Origin of the sequence: Nostoc sp. ChiSLP03a, from assembly GCF_034531215.2 — a bacterium.
Classification (GTDB): Bacteria; Cyanobacteriota; Cyanobacteriia; order Cyanobacteriales; family Nostocaceae; genus Nostoc.
The window spans coordinates 59,391-76,741 of record NZ_JAVRBQ020000092.1 but is presented as its reverse complement, the minus strand read 5'-3'; the positions used below and the strand labels follow the sequence as shown (position 1 = coordinate 76,741).

Sequence of the window (17,351 nt, the reverse complement as noted above, 5' to 3'; positions counted from 1 at the left end):
ACCCCGCAGTCAGTATTACCAAAACAGTAAGTAGCGATTGTTACATTGGTCAGATAGCCAACCAGACATTGTAGTTCCAAAAAAATCGAATAGTCCCATGATTGCCAAAAGCCCAGCAGCCTTGACTTCAGGGATACCGTGGTCAATACAAGCAGGAATTAGATGAGTTCCAATTAACCCATTTGTGCTTGCGCCACAGATAAAAAAGCTACCAAATAACAGCCAGAAGTCTCGATTACGCATTCCCAGCCAAAGGGCGTTAAGAGTGGAGGCGATGGAATTGGCTTTGGGCTGTAATACTTCCACAGTTTCGCTGTTGTCGCCAAAGGCTCGCAAACCGACATCCGCGGGACGATCGCGCATAAAGACTGCGATCGCTGGAATAATTAGAAGTGCTGCACCAGTCAGAGCCAGAGCCGCAGTTCGCCAGCCAAAGCGATCGGCTATTGAGGCCAGCATCGGCAGAAACACTAGTTGTCCCGTGGCTGTACTGGCGGTTAAGATCCCCAGAACTAAACCTCGTTTTTCCAAAAACCAGCGATTGACGACAATAGCACCCAAAACTAAGGCAATAACTCCGCTACCAGAACCGACAACTACACCCCACAGCAAGACTAGCTGCCAGGAAGCTGACATCAAAGTGGTTAAACCGACACCAAGGGCGATGACAGCAAGTGAGAATACCATCATCCGGCGAATGCCGATTCGCTCCATAACTGTGGCAGCAAAAGGGCCAATTAATCCGTAGAGTACTAAGTTAATGGAGATTGCCAAAGATATAGTTGCTCTACTCCAGCCAAACTCTTGTTCGAGAGGCACTATAAAAACTCCAGGAGCAGAGCGAATTCCGGCTGCCACCAGCAAGGCTAGGAATGTTAGACCCGCGACGATCCAAGCATAGTGGAACGAACGACGCGCTAGGAAGGAGGGTAAGGGCATGGTTTGGAGGGGGGAGTGGGGAGCAGGGGGCAGGGGAGAAATCAATTCAAAATTCAAAATTCAAAATTCAAAATTAAAGAACTTCTGCCTCCTGCCTCCTCTTTGCCAATGCCCAATGCCCCATTCCCAATTTAGAGACAACTACCCTGCATAAGGGTTGCCAATTCTGTCTACAGAGACGTTGGAGGAAAATGGCAAACGACCTGGATTTAAGCGTGGTTCGGCTGCATAGCCCACAGGAACTAAAACAGCGATCGCTAAATCTGGATTATCTCCTGCACCAATCACTTGTTTTACTCGATCCTCAATCCAACCGTTCATAAAACAAGTGGACAATCCTAGACTTTCTGCCGCTAGCACCAAATGTGTAGCGGCAATGATCGCATCTTTGATCGCATATTCGCGTCGCTTCTCGCCTAGCGTTGCTTGAAATTGCGGAACGGCGGTTTTAAAGTAGTTTACTGTGCCTTCATTCCATGCCCCAGTTTCCAGTCCCCGCTCTAGAATTGGGGCCAGGTTTTGTTCGCCTGCGTTAGGATCGGCGGCAAAAACGAAGGTTACAGGTGCTTGAACAATTTGCTGTTGATTAAAAGATGCCGCTGACAATGCTGCCTTTTGCGCTTCATCTTGCACAAGAATAATTTGCCAGTCCTGGAGATTATAGCTGCTGGGTGCTGCTACGGTTAACTCTACCAGTTGCTTGAGCAGTTCTGGGGCGATGGGGTCTGTTTTAAAAGTTTTGATGGAACGACGTTGAGCGATCGCACTGGGTACATCTAAAGGTTGGGTTTGGATGATGGAACTCATGATATTCTCCTGATAGTTGGATTATAAGAGGGTTTCGGATTTTATATCTCAAGTGATTAAAAGCTCTAAAGAGCAGGACAATCCAAATATGTTCCTCTCTAATTGGCAATGTTAACTGGGTTAGAGATATGCTCGTGGATAATGCGCCATTCTCCCTCTCGCTTCTCCCATACAAGTGTCGCATGAGCCGTAATTCCAACCGCCTCATTCCCTATGGTGGATGCTGTACTGTGGAAGATCAAAGCAGAGACGGTAATGTTATCACCTGGAAATATCTGAATATCCCCAACTGATTTAACTTGCCACTGGGTTATTGCTGTCATGAACGGCTTCCATATTTTCTCGTAGGATTGCCATCCTTGAATTCGAGTGGTCTGGGGTGAGAGGGTATCGAAGGCGAGGAATTGTTCATCTTGCCAGTAGAGATTGTCTAAAAGAGAAAAATCAAAGGATTTGTTGCCTGGACTAAACGCAGCTAGCCAATCGTTAACGCGTTCTTTGATTTTTGCTGCATCTAAAGTATCTTTCATAGTTCACAACCAATTTTTACAATCATTTTACTGATGTTGTATCTAGGAAAAATCTAAAAATCCTCAGTTTGATTTGATACTTTAGAGTGCAGAAAGTGGGTTTTGATTATTTAGATGAGAAGAATTAGGCATTGACCACCTGTTCGTTAGCAGGCGACCAAAATGGATAGTCTGTATATCCTTCTTCACCGCCGCCATAAAAGCTTGCTTGATTTGGTTCATTTAGTGGTGCATTCAAAGCCAAGCGTCGGGGTAAATCGGGATTTGAGATAAATAATGTGCCAAAGGCAACTAAATCTGCTGCTTTGTTTGCCAGTACTGCATCGCCTTTTTCACGGGTATAACCGCCATTGACGATTAGTGTACCTGTAAAGCGATCGCGTATATGACTAGTGGGTACTATTATCCCGCCATGTCTAATGTCTGCTTCTGTTGCCTCATAAATATGCAGATATGCTAAATTAAACTGGTTCAAGGCTTGAGCCGCATAACCAAATGTCTCCAGGGGATTGGAATCACCTATATCGTTAAAAGTCCCACTGGGAGAGAGACGTACCCCTACTCGGTTGGAATCCCACACACTAGTTACCGCCTCTGTCACTTCTAACAGAAATCGGGCGCGATTCTCAATCGAACCCCCATATTTATCTGTACGTTGATTGGTGCGATCGCGGAGAAACTGATCTATTAAATAACCATTAGCTGCGTGAATTTCCACGCCATCAAACCCAGCCGCTAAGGCATTTGCGGCTCCCTGACGGTACTGTTCGACTATCTGCGGTATTTCTGAAGTTTCTAAAGCACGAGGCGTAACAAAGGGTTTTGGCCCCTCATAAGTTGAGGCATCACCTTTAGGAGCAATAGCAGAAGGTGCTACAGGTAAAACTCCATTCGGTTGTAAATCAGGGTGAGAAATCCTGCCTACGTGCCATAGTTGCAGAAAAATTCTGCCGCCGTGCTGATGTACGGCATCGGTTACTAACTTCCATCCCTCCACCTGTTCTGGTGAATGAATTCCTGGTGTCGCGGGATAGCCTTGTCCTTCAGGAGTTACCTGTGTTGCTTCAGAAATAATCAGTCCGGCGGAAGCACGTTGGACGTAGTAAGTAGCATTCAGTTGGTGTGGTACATTTCCCTCACCTGCGCGGTTTCGGGTTAAGGGTGCCATCACTATCCGGTTAGGTAGTTCCAGATTTCCTAATTGGTAAGGAGAGAATAAGTCGATCTTAGTAGTCATTGGTTATATCTCCAAATTATTTTAGTCATTGGGCATTGGGCATTGGTAACTCTTCCCCAGTCCCCAGTCCCCAGTCCCCAGTCCCCAGTCCCCAGTCCCCAGTCCCCAGTCCCCAGTCCCCAGTCCCTAATCCCACACACTAAACAATCGATCGAATAACGCCACCATCTACCCGCAAAGCCGCACCATTAGTTGCCGATGCTACGGGACTAGAAAGGTAAACTACGATCGCTGCTACTTCTTCATTTGTTGCAAAGCGTTTGATTAAGGAACTTGGACGCACATTTTGAAAAAACTCCGCCTCAACGTCAGCGCGAGTAATACCGCGTTCTTGTGCCAGGTTGGTAATAAAATCTTCAACTCCTTCGGAACGAGTTGGCCCTGGGAGGACAGAGTTTACTGTAACTCCAGTCCCCACAGTCATTTCTGCTAAACCTCTGGCAATGGCAAGCTGCGCTGTCTTTGTTGTGCCGTAGTGAATCATTTCCACTGGGATCTGAATAGCAGATTCGCTGGAGATGAAAATTATCCGCCCCCAGTTTTGCTCTAGCTGCTTTTGCAGATATTGCCGACTCAAACGGACTCCACTGAGGACGTTAACCTCAAATATCTTTAACCAGTCTTCATCAGTAATATCAAAGAAGGTTTTTGGCTCATAAATACCCACATTGTTTATGAGTATATCAACGTGAGGAACCTCTTGAATGAGTTTCTCTATCCCTGATGCAGTGGCTGTGTCAGCAACAACACCAGAAACTTTTGCGTCGGGTGTAGAATGCTTAATTTTAGCGATCGCTTGAGCTACTCGTTGTTCAGAACGACCGTTGACAATTACTGATGCACCCTCTTGAGCTAGCCCAAGAGCGATGGCCAAACCAATACCTGCGGTTGAACCACTGACCAGTGCGGATTTACCATGCAATTTCAAGTCCATTTCGCTCTTTCCCCGTTATTTGAAACAAAACGATCTGGGATTGGGGACTAGGGACTAGGGACTGGGGACTGGGGGACAAGGAGGACAAGGGGAAATTATTGAACAAGTCTCTCCCAAGTCTCCCCCTCTTCCTTGTCTACCTTGTCTCTTCCCAATGCCCAATGCCCAATTCCCCATAGCCTTAACTTAAATTAAAGATGCTGTGCTAAGGTCTTATTCAAGGTAGTTTTTGGAACCGCCCCGACGACAGTATCAACCTGGCGACCTCCTTTAAAAACCATCAATGTCGGAATGCTGCGAATTCCATAGTGGCTAGCGACAGTAGGATTTTGATCTGTGTTCAACTTCACAAATTTCACCTGTCCTTCGTATTCAGCAGCAACTTCATCGACAACTGGGCCCACCATCCGGCAAGGGCCGCACCACGGTGCCCAAAAGTCTACTAATACCGGAATTTCACTTTCCAAGACTTCTTGCTTGAATGTGGCTTCTGTGACGTTTGTAATGGATGACATAAATTGCCTTCCTACTTAATTCTATTATTCGATAATATCGAATAACAAAAATATATGCCACTTGATGAGATAATGCAACTATGAGATTCCTTTATCATCCAGATAGAAAAAATATTTCTTTACCAGGCGTGTTGTATGCATTGGGCGATCCGGTGCGGCTAGAGATTGTGCGGCTGTTAGCGACTGAGGGGGAACAATGCTGTGCCAAATTTGATTTTGCGATCGCCAAATCAACTATGTCCAACCACTTCAAGATTTTGCGGGAGTCGGGGATAGTCTTGACACGCAAAGAAGGGACACACCATATTAACATCCTGCGGCGTGAAGATTTAGAGGTACTGTTTCCAGGGTTGTTGGATGTGGTATTGAAAGCTGCTCAACCATTACCTGTTGAATCCGCCAGTACTAAACAAACAGCTTCAAGGATTTAGGGGTATTGGGCATTGGGCATGGGGCATGGGGCATGGGGCGATCGCTATTTGTTTAAGAATCTGCTCGTTTTTTAATTTGTGTTTCTAAATCGGCAAAGATATCATGTTGTTCTCGAAAAGTCCTTGGAGTGTGGGATAAACCTAAATCTGTAGATAGCAAATCAATACCGTCGATAATTTTGGGAATCTGAACTCGATCGACTTGCAGACTGAGAAAGCATTTTTCCCTGTAATCTGGTCTTTCCTGAAAGCGTGCGATCGCTTTTTTCAAAGGGCGGATAACCTGATATGCTTTTTCAGCCTTCTCAATTGATACTTGAGGTATTGGCGATCGCAGCCTGAGAACTGCTAGATCGATTAAATCTCTTGCCTCAACGCTGTCATCGGCATAAGGGTCAGAATTTGACAGCAGCTTAGAGGTAAAACAGTCATTAAAGCTTAAGCAAGGAACGAGTGACCACTTTGGATATCTTGGTGGGTCTAGTTGAAAACGAGTTTCGGCAATAATTTCCGTTTTAATCGGCACATCATCTACAAAAACTATCATCCGAATTCCATATTGGTCAGTTGTGCTACGTCCAACTTGGATTTTATTTAAATCACGAAATAATGCTTCATGCCCACCCTCAAATACCACTTCCCGCAGGTATTTGTAGCCTTCTGTACCAACAGAAGCGATAAAATCAACATCCTTACTCCAACGATATTCTTTAAACTCAAATGCCAGAAGGGTTCCGCCACCAAAGTAAACAGAACCCTTTCTCAGTATGTCAGAATCTAAGCATTTAAGAACTGTGAGAATTTGATTATGGTGTTCAAACCTAAAGGTCATAAATAAACTTGCAACCAGGATTTATAACGTCTGGCGAGTTCCTTAAGGAAATTCAGTTCTTCACCCTCAAGATTATTAAATAGATTGTGATATTGCCAGCCACGTTCGTAACGACTCAGCATTTGTTCTGGAGTAAACCTATATACATCGGCGGTCTGCCAACAAATTGACTCCAGAAAAGGCAGCTTTTTGGGTACAATAACAGGATTATTTGTTGGTGTTGCGGTTGTCATAATTTTTTTAATCAACCACTTTCGGCTTAGTTTAATTTTAGCTTTCGCGCCTGATATTTGCCCAAGGTATTTGAGAAAGATAAATCAGTGCCCAACTATAAGGCGGTTAGACAATTAGGGGGCTGTTTAAGAATGCGCCACGAAAGAGCGATCGCCACTACTAAAATTAAAACTCCACTCAAAAAAGGTGTGGAACTACCAAATGCTCCAAAGCTAAATCCTGCCCATGTTGGCCCGCTAATGCGAGCTAGTGATGATGCTGAGTTCAGAATTCCCAATGTTTTACCTTGTTGTTCAACTCCTGCAAATCTTGAACCCAAACTACTAACCGTTGTTTGACTTAAGGCAAATCCCCCTGCTAACAAAGTGATGGCAGACAATAGTAACACTAGATTTTTGGAAAACGGAACAAATAGTAACCCCAAACCAAATGCTGTTACTCCTAAAATCAGCACTTTCTGTTCTCCAAAGCGTTTGGTAAACCATCCTATAAGTCCACCCTGGATACTAGCACTGACTATACCTATGAATACGAACAGATAGCTGATTTGCTTAGGTTCCCAGTGGAACTGCTGCTCTAGCCATAAAGGAAATATCGATTGCACACAAGAGAAAGGAAACACCACCAAAAAGGACATCACCACCAGTAGACCGATTTGTGGACGCTGCTGCAACACCTCTCTAAAAGCTTCTAAACGATTATTCGGCTTGTGGCTGGCTCTAGTTTGGGTTTTGATTTCTGGATTTAAAGACTCCGGTAGAGCCTTTAAGGCTAAAGTTAACGCTAACAGAGATAATCCAGCAGCGGCAAAAGCTGGTAAATGGAAATTAGGGTTGTAGCGATCGCTTCCTGTAAGAATACCTCCGATCGCTGGGCCGAAAATAAAACCCAGTCCAATTCCTGCTCCCAGCATCCCGATACCACGGGAGCGATTTTCTGATGTGGTGATGTCTGCCATGTACGCCATCGCCACGGAAAGATTAGCTCCCATGATTCCGGCTAAACTCCGAGCCACAAACAACATCCACAAAGAACTGGAAAGACCCAAGCCGATATTTGCAATGACTGTACCGAATAAAGTTAATAGTAAAATTGGACGGCGACCGTAGCAATCGCTGATGCTTCCCCACATAGGTGTGAAGAAGAATTGCATCAATGAATAGACGGCTAAAAGTAGTGTGGCTAGATGAGGTTTTGCACCGTAATGTTGAGCATATAAAGGAAGTAATGGCAGGATAATTCCAAACCCTACTAAGTCAATGAATACGATCAAAAACAATATAAGTTTAGCTTTGCCACTGTTCATAAAATTTCATTAGAGCTGATTCGTAAAGAAAATCTTAAAAACGCTTCAATTCTTACTTAGTCTGATTTTCTAATAAATTTAACAACAATTAAAATTCTTTTTGAGTCCTCCTTTAGAAGACTTTAGCTATGAGACTGAGACTTCGAGTCCCAGGCGGATGTGAGCTTAGTTATTTTTCTGATGTGCCATCTAGTTGGTGCAATATGTAAGTAAAACTTCATGAAGCTCTAAAATCAGACTCGTTTACAGGAAAGCTTACAAGCACAAAGAACTTAACTCGTAATTTCTGCCGCAATCAAATCAGCTGCCGCTCTACACTTAAAATATGACCATTAGTATAGTTTGATTGACTGATGTGGGGTTCCTCTCCCCAACCTATGTCCAGACATTTTTTGTGTAACTTGCGATAGGCAAGTGGTAAGGCATCAGCAGGGGCGTGGATTTCGGCAGCCAAATCGTAAGGCATAACTTTAGGGCTTTGAGACTCAACTATTAATTTATCTTCTTGGTTAATCTTCAAATTATACTTACGGAAAATTTTATCTGCCCAAGGTTGTGTCAAAAAACTACGAAACTGAATGAATTTGGAAATGGTAGTTTTATCATCAATGGGAACGTGGGCAATAAACAAGATGACATTCTCAGTATTAGCATAAACCATATTAGGCATATAGAAGCCGCGTGTTGTCTTTATTTTCGGAGGTTGTTTTTGGCGGAGATATTTCCAAAAAAATCCTTTGGATGACTGCCGATTGTGATATAGCGAGGCACTTCCGCCCCAGCCTTCCATATTTATCTCGTAATTTGCTAGCCGTGGTTCCTGAGCTATTCCACTCCCAAAGGAATTAACATGGACGAAAGCTGAGTGAGCAGGGTCAATAGAGTTTTCTATTAAGCGGGTGTAATGAGCATTGCATTTAAACTCTGATTGCAGAGACCGCAAAGCTAGATTCTTGACTTCGGGAAATGATGGGAGTGGGGGACATTCATTTTCGGGAATGTCTCCCCAGAACAGCCAAACAAAACCATATTTTTCTTGAACTGGATAAGCATCTAGATGAGCCTTTTTAGGGATAGGCACACCAGGCTGATTAGCAGGAATTTCAATACAAGCACCATCGTGGAATTTCCAACCATGATAAGGACAACGGATACAATCGTTTTCCACCTTCCCCAAGGAAAGGGCAGCACCACGATGGGGACATTGGTCTAGGAAAGCCATCACCTTTCCTTGTGAGTTACGGTACAGGACAAATTGCTGGTTTAACAGAGGAACTCGCAGAGGCTTGCTAGTAATTGCCGAGCTGAATTCACATGCGTACCAGAAGTTTTTTAACATAGCTTTTTTCCTGTTGAATCAATGCAATTAGATGAATAGTAAGGATGATTTAATGCACTATTAACTCCGTTGCCACTAAACCCAAGATAAATAAGAAATCAACTGCGGAACTAACTAGGGTGCCAAAAATGCTTGCTGGTAAAGCATTACCTAAAAACATGATTAGCGTTCCTACAAACATCCACGGCCACTGAGTTTCACGCCAGATATAAAAACCTGCCATACCTACTAGCAAAGCGGTCAGGATTGTCAGAATTGGCACGCTACAACTTTTAGGTTTGTAACGCAAACTGCCAGCAAAATTTATCGGTGCTAGTTCTAAGTATCGAAATTCGGTCAGCAATCCAAACGCAATCAGCCCGAAAGCAATTGCCCAACACCCATAGCACACAATTGGGTAGCTTGCCCATACCACACCAGCATTGCAGGCTAGTTTGACAGCAACCACCACCAACAGTGGAATAAATAAATTGTGAAAGAAAAAACGCAGGCGATTAAGTAATTCCAATAGTGTGCCTTCATTAATTAGACGACCTACCGAAACGATCAGATTATCGTAGGTCATTCCAACTAGCACTGAGATCAGCAGCAATATATTAATGTTGTGCGAATGTGCAAATAAGTTAAAGCTCCAAATCGCCAACCCAAAACTTGCTAATGTATAAACTGGGTACAAAAAAGCTCCCATCTTTGCATTCCTTGTATTTTCACAGAATGTAAATCTAATTTTTTCTTAAACGACATTAGTTGTCGCTTCTTTAGCTATGGCAACTTTCTGGATCGCAGCGTCTTGGCAAGCAGTCGATGTATATTTATTTGTGTAGTATGAGGTATTAACAACAGGTTCCTTGCCCCAGCCCATATCTAGAAATTTTTTGCGTAGTTTACGATAGGCGATTGACAAAGCATCAGAGGGGGCGTGGACTTCGGTTGTCAAATCATCAGGTATCACAAAGGGGCTTTGGGACTCAACTATTGGTTTATCTTCTACTAAAGGCTTTAAAACCGACTTTCGTACTTTTTCGTCAATCCAAGATGTGGTGAAAAAGTTGCGGAGAACAATCCACTTACTCACTGTCGTGTTAGCGTCAATTGGCAAGTGAACACTAAAGATAATCATCTTGAAATGCCCAATAGGAAAGTCAAATTCCAGCCAGCTAATGTTGGGCATATAAAAAGATACTGTTACACGCAGAGGACGCGAGCTTTGTTTGTTGAGGATAGCTTTCGACCAGCGTCTAACTTTTGTAGCCTGATTTATTGTGACGGTAGCACTCCCTTTCAACTCTTCCATCCGCACACCGTATTCTTCAATTTTGTGCTGCTCTGCGATGCCGCTACCGATGGAGTTTGAATGCACAAAGGGTAGGTGGGAGATGTCAAATTGGTTTTCTAATACACGGCTGTAGTGAGCGTTCCATCTGAATTCACCATAAACGGCTCGCCAAGCAGGGTTGTCGAATTCAGGAAGTAGTGGCAGGGGAGGACGTTCTTCTTCTGGCAGGTCTCCCCAAAACAACCAGACTAAACCATATTTCTCTTGAACTGGATAGGCATCTAGACGAGCTTTCTTGGGGATCGGCACACTAGACTGATTGGCAGGAATTTCAACGCAACTACCGTCTAATTGAAATTTCCAACCATGATAAGGGCAACGGATACAGTCATCTTCTACCCAACCATTAGATAAAGCAGCGCCGCGATGAGGACACTGGTCCAGGAAAGCTATTACTTGTCCTTTGGAGTTGCGGTAAAGGACAAATTCTTGGTTTAGCATCATGATACGCTTGGGCTTACTGCTAATAGCTGAACTAAATTCACAGGCGTACCAAAAATTTTTTAACATGCTTTCCTCTGACTTTTAAATCAATTAATGCAATCTTAGATAAAAAGTCGAAAACTATTTATTTATTTGGTTGTTAAGCAAAAGGCGTTTTTTACTAACTTGAGTGAAGTCAGTCTAAAACGCCTTAAACTGCTACAAAGATTGAAACATTTGCTATATAAAAATAGCAATCTTGATTACTAGGAGAATCATTATAGATGCATTTTCAATCCACGTTTACAATTCACTGGACTAATGCATATTTCAACACTTAGTAGATTTCTATGGCAGTGGAAAGAGTGTAGCAGTACGTCATTATCGTATTTTCTACTCACTAACTCAATTTAGCCATTACCTGCTGCACCTTGTAATAGTCCTCCTACTGACCGTCCTATTGCACCTAATCCATTTGCTGTATATATTATTAGTCCTGTCGTGAACTGTCCTGCTGTTCCTGCCGTCGATCCAACATTTCCAACTGTGTCTCCTACTGCACTGTCTCCTCCTCCTACAATACCAATGAGTTGTGTCTCATCTAGTTCTTCAAGAAATGAGAGTGTTTGGATTTCTTTGTTTGGCATCGATTGTTGCATCATGATTGTTTCCTCTTAGTTTTTTTCAGTACACATCACAGTAGTAGGGAGAGGTAATTCATCTGGTACATGAATTACTCTCTATAGTTATTGACATAGTAATTTTGACCTCCATCAGAGGCGATCGCTAAACAGCTTACTATGTTCAAAGTAGTTAAATAAAATACTTAACTGGTACATTTGCCTGTGTACTTGCTAGTTAGTTGATACATCTATCAATATACAACACAGCAACTTGATTCTCAACACTTTTGTAAAATATCCTACTTTTCCCACCTTTCCTACTTTTCCCACTTTTCCTATTTTTCCTACCTGAAATCTTAAAATAAATAGTCTAGAATTAGACATATTTATTAGTGATAGAAGCTTTGGGAGACAGCTAGATAAAATACAAATATATGTATAAAAAACTTTTATAAAAACTAGTAATTAAATACTTAAAAATAGCTAAAATAGCTATTAAATAAGGCGTTGTTGCGTGAATATTCGATACCCAAATCATTAATGGGAATATGTCACATTAGCATTACCGATTTTGAAATTAAATTTTATTCCAGCTATAAATTATCTGGGTTGGGGTAGACTCTTCCTTTCCAAGCGCCGCCGCGCCCTTGCCAGTGACGTAGTGCTGAGTCTAAAGTCATTAAGGTATAGATAAAAGCGATCGCAGGTAAACTAAAAGCGAACCAGACAGAACATTTATAAAAGCGGATTGTCGGGTAGTAAGCGAAAGTCATTAATAGCCATCCTAATAAACCTGTAAATGCGATCGCCCAATTGCTCGAAACTGCACCCAGAATCACACATACAGGTGGAGTTAAATAAATCAGAGGCATTCCCACCAAAGTTCCCAATAATATTAATGGTGAATAATTCAGTTGGGTATAGGCAGTACGAGCAACCATATCCCAAATCGTCGCTAGCGAGTCATAAGGGCGCAAGCTTCGAGTCAAGCTACTCAATCCCAGCCAGATACGCCCTTTAATGGGGATTTGGTACTGGGTATTGGGTACTGGGGATTGGGAAAACTCTTCCCTAGTCCCTAGTCCCCAGTCCCCAGTCCCTCTCTTAACAGCTTTAGCCAGGGCACAATCGTCAATTAAAGCTTGACGAATCACTTGAATTCCCCCGATTCGCTCTAAAGCTTCTCTACGAATCAAAATAGATCCCCCGGCGGCAGCGGCTGTGGGATTGTTAGGATTATTCACCCAGCGAAAAGGATAGAGTTTTTGGAAGAAAAAGACGAAAGCTGGAATCAAAAGTTTTTCCCAAAAGCTCTCACACCTGAGTCGCACCATTACCGAAACCAAGTCTAAATCTTCCTGCACAGCTTTCTTCACGAGTCGACGGAGATTACCAGGATCGTGTTCGATATCTGCGTCAGTCAGCAAAAAATAGTCAGGTGCTAATAAACTCGCACTTTTGATACCTTGCTCAACTGCCCAAAGTTTACCCGACCAACCAGGAGGTAGTGAAGCGCCAGAAATAATATGCAATTGCTCAGGTTTCCCAACAGCGTGGGCAACTCCTTCGGCAAAGTTTGCTGTCCGGTCTGTGCTGCGATCGTCTACCAAAAACACGTTGAAAGAACCAGGATAATCTTGGAGTAGGAGCGATCGCAAACTAGTTGGTATTAACTCAGCTTCGTTACGCGCTGGAACGACCGCACAAACCACAGGTAACGATTCTAGCTGAGTTTCTGTAAACTCTAATTGCTGATCTGTTCGCCAAAACTGTCCCCAAAAACCCAGCAATACTAACCAAATTGTCAACGATAAGAGCATCAATCCTAATACAATTACATCCATAACCTATTGCAAATTATCAGTGACTCAGACAGAATACTATGTCTATTGATAGAGGAAAAAAAATTTTTTTGCTGTAATACCGCGTTCATATCTAGTGTTGGGTGTTGAGGTTAAATAGTTTTTCATGCAAACACAAGACAGGGTAAAAGTCAATAAAGTTGCAGATGCGATCGCAGCTAGCCAAGAATACCTGCTTTCAATTCAAAATTCCGCAGGTTACTGGTGGGCAGAATTAGAATCTAATGTCACCATCACTGCTGAAGTCGTCCTCCTGCATAAAATTTGGGGAACAGACCAAACCAGACCTTTACACAAAGTTGAAACATATTTGCGTCAACAGCAACGAGAGCATGGGGGCTGGGAACTTTACTACGGTGATGGCGGAGAACTTAGCACTTCGGTTGAAGCCTACATGGCTTTAAGACTGCTAGGCGTATCAGCAACCGATCCGGCGATGATTCGGGCGCAAGCTTTTATTCTTCAACGGGGTGGGATCGGCAAAACTCGGATTTTTACCAAGTTGCACCTAGCCTTGATTGGCTGCTACAACTGGCGCGGTATTCCCTCGCTACCACCTTGTATAATGCTGTTGCCGAAAGCTTTCCCTGTCAATATCTACGAGATGTCTAGCTGGGCACGTTCTAGTACAGTACCATTACTGATTGTATGCGATCGCAAACCTGTTTATCTCACCGACTCAGCTATCAACCTAGATGAGTTATACGCTGAAGGTATCGATCGAGTCCGGTGGGAATTACCTCAAAGTGGCGATTGGACGGATTTATTCCTCACTCTCGATCGAGGGTTCAAGTTGGCAGAAAGCCTGAATTTAGTACCCTTTCGTGAAGAAGGCATCAAAGCCGCCGAAAAATGGATTTTAGAGCGCCAAGAAGCTACAGGCGACTGGGGCGGCATTATTCCGGCGATGTTGAATTCAATGCTAGCTTTACGGTGTCTGGACTATGACACAAACGATCCCATTGTAGAACGAGGTTTGCAAGCAATTGATAACTTTGTGATTGAAACAGAAGATAGTTATCGAGTTCAGCCTTGTGTTTCACCCGTCTGGGATACAGCTTGGGCGATGCGTGCTTTGATAGAATCTGGCTTTGCACCAGATTGTTCGGCTGTCGTCAAGGCTGGAGAATGGTTATTGCAGAAACAAATTTTAGATTACGGAGATTGGGCTGTCAAAAATCGCCAAGGAAAACCAGGGGCTTGGGCTTTTGAGTTTGAGAATCGCTTTTATCCCGATGTAGACGACTCGGCGGTGGTGGTGATGGCACTGCATTTGGCGAAACTCCCCAATGAAAAAATCAAGCAGGCAGCGATCGCTCGTGCGTTAAACTGGATTGCATCTATGCAGTGTAAACCAGGCGGTTGGGCTGCTTTTGATTTGGATAATGACCAAGATTGGCTTAATTCCATCCCTTATGGCGATTTGAAAGCCATGATCGATCCAAACACCGCAGATGTTACCGCTAGGGTACTAGAAATGCTTGGTGCTTGTAATTTGGCAATTGATAGTGATAATTTGGAGCGATCGCTTACTTATCTTTTACGCGAACAAGAAACTGAAGGTTGTTGGTTTGGTCGTTGGGGTGTAAATTATATCTACGGCACCAGTGGCGTTTTGTCAGCTTTGGCGTTAATCGATCCTCAAAGACACAAACTCAGTATAGAACGGGGAGCAGCTTGGTTAGTTGGATGTCAAAACCCAGATGGTGGTTGGGGCGAGACTTGCCGCAGCTACAACGATCCCAGTCTCAAAGGCAAAGGAAATAGTACTGCATCTCAAACTGCTTGGGCTTTAATTGGCCTTTTGGCAGCAGGTGAAGCTACTGGTAAATTAGCTCTTGATGCGATCGAGCGGGGAATTGGCTATCTGGTGACAACTCAAAAGCCAGATGGTACTTGGTTTGAGGCTGACTTTACAGGTACTGGTTTCCCTTGCCATTTTTATCTCAAGTATCATCTGTATCAACAATACTTTCCTTTAATCGCACTAGGTCGCTATCAAGCAGCGATTAAAGAAGGTTAATATTCTATCGTGTAATTCCATTAATACGAAAACCAGCGATTACATCAATACTTTTCGGATAAACCTAACAATCTCTTTTTTGGTCTAGGGGCAAGGCTAATGGGTTTGCGGGTAAAGGTAAATTCAAACCTTTTCCCTTTCCCCTTTCCCCCTTAACCCAAAAGTATTGGTTATTCTAACTATAGGACTCATATTTTATTTCTGCGAGGCTAGGTACACCTTTATTCCTATCTTCCCAGTCCCCAGTCCCCAGTCCCCAGTCCCCGATCTTTACGAGTAATCAGGAATCAAATAGGATTGCTATATAACGCCCCAAATCAACGTATTTCTATTCTCTAGCAATAACAATATCGTTAGATTTAATAACTGCATAAGCTTCTTTTCCCTCAGATAATTCTAACTCTTCTGCGGAAGCTCTGGTGATAATCGAAGTTAATTCTACTTTGTGAATAATCTCCAAAGTAATCTCACTATTAACTGCTCCATAAACAACTCGTTTAATTACACCTTTAAGAATATTGCGAGAGCTAACTTTTAGTGGTTTCTTTTGAATACTAGTTTCTATGTTCGGCTTTTGAGTATAATAGATATCTTCCTGTTGTTCCTGTTGATCTGGTGGTGATATTGGTGTTGAGGATTGCTGAGTAAGACTACGCACGAGTTCCCGCAGAATCTCAGTCTTAGTGCGTTGAGACTGTTCGCAGAACTCCTCTAGAATCTTCCGCTCGTCCTCTGAGGTTTGAAATGTAACCCATCCTTGTTCTTTTCTTGGCATAATAATATTATTATCAATTTTGGTTATCTTGGTAAGATTCTACCAAGTATCAATTCGATACGTCGTTTTAGTAATAACATTTTTTTGTCGGTATTTTCGGCATTTCTACCGCAATTAATCAACTATTCTCATATAGTTAACTACATATATATTTATTTTTTTCTAGATGCGAAATATTTTGTTACTTGAGATTGTCTAAATCATCACGAAAATGATACCAACTAAGATGGTATAACATTGGTCTATGGTATTTGTTGGGATAGCTACGCTTACGCAAGGATAATCTAACAGAAAATGCCACTGGCGACGCCGAATAGCCCGTCGCAGACATCGTGTGAGTGCCGTAGGATTCTTTAAGTGAGTTCACAACCAGGGGATGAAACACCTAAAATCACGTTCTCAAGACCTGCGGAGTTTATTTGAGAACAATATCACCATTGAATACGTGGCAGAACCCCTAAAAGCTATGCCAGCTGATGCGGAGGCGAAAGAAGTGCTGCATTGGATGCAAGCACAAAATTTTGATGTTATCGGTGTTGAGACAGGAGATATTATTAGCGGTTATGTAGAACGCTCTAGTTTAATCCCAAGCAAAAAAGGTAAATGTAGCGACTATCAACGGGTGTTTCATCCCAAAGAACTAATTGCCATTTCCACCCCACTGATAAAGTTGCTACCCATTTTGCAACAAACTCCGCGATTGTTTGTCTTAGATTGCAATCAGGTAAGTGGTATTGTCACCTGTGGTGAGTTGCAGAAAGCACCCGTGCGAATGTTACTATTTGGCTTAGTAACGCTGCTAGAAATGAATTTGCTGCGGCTGGTGCGGATTTACTATCCTCAAGATTCTTGGCAAAAAGTCCTTAAACCTGAGCGCTTAGAAGTTGCTCAACGACTATGGCGAGAAAGTCAGGAAAGAAACGAAGCCACCGATTTATTAGATTATCTACAATTCTGCGATAAGCGAGAGTTGATTTTAAATCAACCAGAACTTCTCCTGCAACTAGGACTAAAATCAAAACGGTTTGGCGAACGTTTCCTCAAGTCTGCTGAACAGTTGCGAAACCGATTAGCTCACGCCCAAAATTTAGTTAGTGGTTCCTCTTGGACAGAATTGATTTCTTTAGCAGAAGCGATGGAAAAGCTGTTAATTCATTGTGAAGAAGTTGAGTAAAATAGTTAAGCAAGCTTCGAGACTTAACGGG

General features: G+C 42.9%; 18 protein-coding genes. 3 read left to right on the top strand and 15 right to left on the bottom strand.

The window, feature by feature from the left end; all coding sequences use genetic code 11:
- Positions 1–15: 15 nt before the first annotated feature.
- The 6 genes from RMY32_RS15220 to trxA form a co-directional block, all read right to left on the bottom strand.
- Positions 16–939, bottom strand: a complete 924-nt coding sequence (locus RMY32_RS15220; RefSeq protein ID WP_322708954.1) for an MFS transporter — start codon at positions 937–939, stop codon at positions 16–18.
- A 141-nt stretch (positions 940–1,080) separates the two neighbouring features.
- Positions 1,081–1,746 carry a nitroreductase family protein gene (locus tag RMY32_RS15215; protein ID WP_322708953.1) on the bottom strand — a complete coding sequence of 222 codons (666 nt, stop codon included), beginning with the start codon at positions 1,744–1,746 and terminating at the stop codon, positions 1,081–1,083.
- A gap of 98 nt (positions 1,747–1,844) precedes the next feature.
- Positions 1,845–2,276, bottom strand: a complete 432-nt coding sequence (locus RMY32_RS15210) for a YybH family protein (RefSeq protein WP_322708952.1) — start codon at positions 2,274–2,276, stop codon at positions 1,845–1,847.
- A 124-nt stretch (positions 2,277–2,400) separates the two neighbouring features.
- Positions 2,401–3,513, bottom strand: a complete 1,113-nt coding sequence (locus RMY32_RS15205) for an alkene reductase (RefSeq protein WP_322708951.1) — start codon at positions 3,511–3,513, stop codon at positions 2,401–2,403.
- A 139-nt stretch (positions 3,514–3,652) separates the two neighbouring features.
- Entirely contained in the window at positions 3,653–4,447 is a 795-nt protein-coding gene (locus RMY32_RS15200; RefSeq protein ID WP_322708950.1) for an SDR family NAD(P)-dependent oxidoreductase, read from the bottom strand.
- A 191-nt stretch (positions 4,448–4,638) separates the two neighbouring features.
- Positions 4,639–4,962: a thioredoxin gene (gene trxA / locus RMY32_RS15195; protein WP_012412473.1), complete on the bottom strand. Its 324-nt coding sequence runs from the start codon at positions 4,960–4,962 to the stop codon at positions 4,639–4,641.
- A gap of 80 nt (positions 4,963–5,042) precedes the next feature.
- On the opposite strand from trxA, the gene RMY32_RS15190 reads away from it, so the two are divergent.
- Positions 5,043–5,393, top strand: a complete 351-nt coding sequence (locus tag RMY32_RS15190; protein ID WP_322708949.1) for a helix-turn-helix transcriptional regulator — start codon at positions 5,043–5,045, stop codon at positions 5,391–5,393.
- A gap of 52 nt (positions 5,394–5,445) precedes the next feature.
- Here the strand turns inward: RMY32_RS15190 and RMY32_RS15185 are convergent, their stop codons facing one another.
- From RMY32_RS15185 to RMY32_RS15150, 8 genes are all read right to left on the bottom strand, one after another.
- Positions 5,446–6,225: a nucleotidyl transferase AbiEii/AbiGii toxin family protein gene (locus tag RMY32_RS15185; RefSeq protein WP_322708948.1), complete on the bottom strand. Its 780-nt coding sequence runs from the start codon at positions 6,223–6,225 to the stop codon at positions 5,446–5,448.
- Positions 6,222–6,458, bottom strand: a complete 237-nt coding sequence (locus RMY32_RS15180; protein ID WP_322708947.1) for a hypothetical protein — start codon at positions 6,456–6,458, stop codon at positions 6,222–6,224. Before RMY32_RS15180 ends, RMY32_RS15185 begins: the two co-directional genes overlap by 4 nt.
- Positions 6,459–6,553: 95 nt before the next feature.
- Positions 6,554–7,765 carry an MFS transporter gene (locus RMY32_RS15175; protein ID WP_322708946.1) on the bottom strand — a complete coding sequence of 404 codons (1,212 nt, stop codon included), beginning with the start codon at positions 7,763–7,765 and terminating at the stop codon, positions 6,554–6,556.
- A 295-nt stretch (positions 7,766–8,060) separates the two neighbouring features.
- A complete protein-coding gene (locus RMY32_RS15170; protein ID WP_322708945.1) occupies positions 8,061–9,104 on the bottom strand; it encodes an aromatic ring-hydroxylating dioxygenase subunit alpha in 1,044 nt (347 codons plus the stop codon).
- A 49-nt stretch (positions 9,105–9,153) separates the two neighbouring features.
- The gene (locus RMY32_RS15165; protein ID WP_322708944.1) at positions 9,154–9,792 is read right to left on the bottom strand and encodes a hypothetical protein; all 639 of its coding nucleotides are present in this window, start codon (positions 9,790–9,792) and stop codon (positions 9,154–9,156) included.
- A gap of 45 nt (positions 9,793–9,837) precedes the next feature.
- Positions 9,838–10,950, bottom strand: a complete 1,113-nt coding sequence (locus RMY32_RS15160; protein WP_322708943.1) for an aromatic ring-hydroxylating dioxygenase subunit alpha — start codon at positions 10,948–10,950, stop codon at positions 9,838–9,840.
- A gap of 323 nt (positions 10,951–11,273) precedes the next feature.
- Positions 11,274–11,525 carry a hypothetical protein gene (locus tag RMY32_RS15155; RefSeq protein ID WP_322708942.1) on the bottom strand — a complete coding sequence of 84 codons (252 nt, stop codon included), beginning with the start codon at positions 11,523–11,525 and terminating at the stop codon, positions 11,274–11,276.
- 554 nt (positions 11,526–12,079) lie between these two features.
- Positions 12,080–13,330, bottom strand: coding sequence for a glycosyltransferase (locus tag RMY32_RS15150; RefSeq protein ID WP_322708941.1), 1,251 nt, complete (start codon positions 13,328–13,330; stop codon positions 12,080–12,082).
- A gap of 124 nt (positions 13,331–13,454) precedes the next feature.
- On the opposite strand from RMY32_RS15150, the gene shc reads away from it, so the two are divergent.
- A complete protein-coding gene (gene shc / locus RMY32_RS15145; RefSeq protein ID WP_322708940.1) occupies positions 13,455–15,371 on the top strand; it encodes a squalene--hopene cyclase in 1,917 nt (638 codons plus the stop codon).
- A gap of 328 nt (positions 15,372–15,699) precedes the next feature.
- Here the strand turns inward: shc and RMY32_RS15140 are convergent, their stop codons facing one another.
- On the bottom strand, positions 15,700–16,146 hold the full coding sequence (locus tag RMY32_RS15140; RefSeq protein ID WP_322708939.1) for a molybdopterin-binding protein: 447 nt from the start codon (positions 16,144–16,146) through the stop codon (positions 15,700–15,702).
- A gap of 376 nt (positions 16,147–16,522) precedes the next feature.
- On the opposite strand from RMY32_RS15140, the gene RMY32_RS15135 reads away from it, so the two are divergent.
- The gene (locus RMY32_RS15135) at positions 16,523–17,320 is read left to right on the top strand and encodes a hypothetical protein (protein WP_322708938.1); all 798 of its coding nucleotides are present in this window, start codon (positions 16,523–16,525) and stop codon (positions 17,318–17,320) included.
- Positions 17,321–17,351 lie beyond the last annotated feature (31 nt).